Raw genomic sequence first — 2,067 nt, forward strand, 5'->3', positions numbered from 1 at the left:
CTGCTACCTTTCTCATACTCAAACGTGTGCAAGACACGCCAGAGCGGTCAGTTGTTCCTGCTTCATCGCCAGTTGCCAGAGCACGGGAACCTTTGAATCAGCCCTCCCGCTTCGGTCTCACACCAGCTCCACAGGCATTTTACGTCCGGTCGTAGCCACTACCCAGGACGGCCACCTTTACGCCGAAAGGCGGCGAAGCATGTCGTGTGCAAACTGTGCCAAGTTCAAGGACGCATTCCGATCGCGATCGATCACGAGCCCGCAAACCAGACACTGATAGGTGCGATGCTTGAGAGGCATCCGTTTTTTGATCTGCCCGCACTCTGAACAACGTTTGGTCGAGGGAAACCAGCGCGAGGCAATGAAGAGATTGCCACCAGAAGCCGCGACCTTGGTCTTCAACAACTGCAGGAGTTGTCCCATCGCCGCATCAGCCACGGCACGTGAGAGCTTCCGATTGGCCATCATTCCCAAGATGTTCAGATCTTCGACGCCAATGGTCCCACAGGTTCGGGCCAACTCAGTGGTGAATTTGTGCTGGACATCCCGCCGGATGTTGGCAATCTGCTGATGCTTTCGGGCCACTTTCACTCGCTGTTTTTGATAGTTCTTGCTGAATGTGGTTTTTCCTGTTTCTGGGTCTTTGATCTTCTGCTTGCGGCTGAGTTGGCGTTGCAGTTTGCCGAGCTTTTTGAGATGGAGCGCGAGCGGCTTTTGGTTCTCAAGCACTCGCCCATCTGATACGACGGCAGCTTGCTTTAACCCTACGTCCACCCCGACAACTGGTGAGGGAGTGGGAGGCACGGCTTTTTTGATCTCAAGCTGAACGCTCAGATACCAGTGACCAGCCTCACTTGATACTGTCGCTGCCAGCATCTTCACACGCTCGCAGAGGATCTGTTTGCGCCGATTGCCTTTCTTGAGGGGAGTTGAAACAGTGTCCACCTCGACAAAGCGCAGCTTTTCTGACAGGTTGACGGTTCCAAGCTTGCGCTTCAGTTTCCCTCGATCTTTCCCTTGTTGGCGTTGATCCAGAATGAAACGACCTAAACCTGGAATGGCTATCCAATGACTGCCAATGGTACATTTATCATTGGAGAGATAAAATGATTCGTGCGATTTTCCTTTTTTCTTGTATTTCGGATACTCCGCTCTCCCAGCAAAAAAGTTGCTGTAGGCTTTGCCCAGATCATCAAAGGCTCCTTCCACCACGCACTTGGTGACCTCATAGGTCCAGGGGTAGAGCTCTGCTCGAAGAGCATTGAACTGCTTTTTGAGCGCAAACGCGTTGGGTGGGGGAAGCACGCGTTGCTCTTCAGGAGTCGTTTCCTGTTCCAGTCGATACGCCTGATACTGTTTTTCCCATTGTTCACGCCCCCAATTGTACAGAAATCGACGGGTGCCACAGGCACGCTTCAGATACTCCACCTGCTCAGGTGTGGGGTTCATTCTGATCTTGTGCGCGGTTTTCATCTGTGAGTGCCTTTTCCAATGCTTTGCGGTAGCGACGCAGTCCATACAACCGTGAGCTAAAACAATGGGTAATGGTGATCAAATCCTGAACCAACTCTTGTTCAGGAGAAAGCTGTTCGGTATTCATCACCACGATTTTGCAGTCGTGGGTTTCGCACAGATGCACCAGCAAGTGATATCCAAAACGTGCCAGCCGATCCTTGTGGGCAATGAGCAGCACTGCTACTTCTCCCGCAATGATGGCATCAACCAGTCGCAGAAACTGTTTCCGTTTGAAATTGAGTCCCCCACCAATTTCGCTGATCCATTCATCGACTTCATAGCGGTTCGCTTCACAAAACTCGGCCAGTATCCTTTGCTGGTTTTTCAGGTCCGGCTTTTGCGCCACACTCGATACGCGGCAATAGACAATGATCCGCCGTCTCACCCCCGCTTCCTGAGGGAGAAGCGAGAGGAGGTCTTCTTGCGTGTAGTATCGCCTATTCGTTGCGGTTCGGTGGGCCTTGAGCACCCCTTGCCGATCCCATCGTTGCAACGTCTTCACGGAAACGCGGATTCTTTCCCCAAATTCGCTCGGTGTATACATAAACCTAT

Annotated in this window: 2 protein-coding genes; both read right to left on the bottom strand. The window is 52.2% G+C overall.

What is annotated here, in order from left to right; genetic code table 11:
- Positions 1-177: 177 nt before the first annotated feature.
- Positions 178-1,473 (bottom strand): RNA-guided endonuclease InsQ/TnpB family protein, encoded by a 1,296-nt coding sequence (locus F1593_RS27810; protein WP_149404802.1) that lies wholly within the window; start codon positions 1,471-1,473, stop codon positions 178-180.
- The gene (locus F1593_RS27815; protein WP_149404803.1) at positions 1,433-2,059 is read right to left on the bottom strand and encodes an IS607 family transposase; all 627 of its coding nucleotides are present in this window, start codon (positions 2,057-2,059) and stop codon (positions 1,433-1,435) included. Before F1593_RS27815 ends, F1593_RS27810 begins: the two co-directional genes overlap by 41 nt.
- Between the last annotated feature and the right edge of the window lie 8 nt (positions 2,060-2,067).

This window comes from Dictyobacter arantiisoli, assembly GCF_008326305.1.
Taxonomy (GTDB): domain Bacteria; phylum Chloroflexota; class Ktedonobacteria; order Ktedonobacterales; family Ktedonobacteraceae; genus Dictyobacter; species Dictyobacter arantiisoli.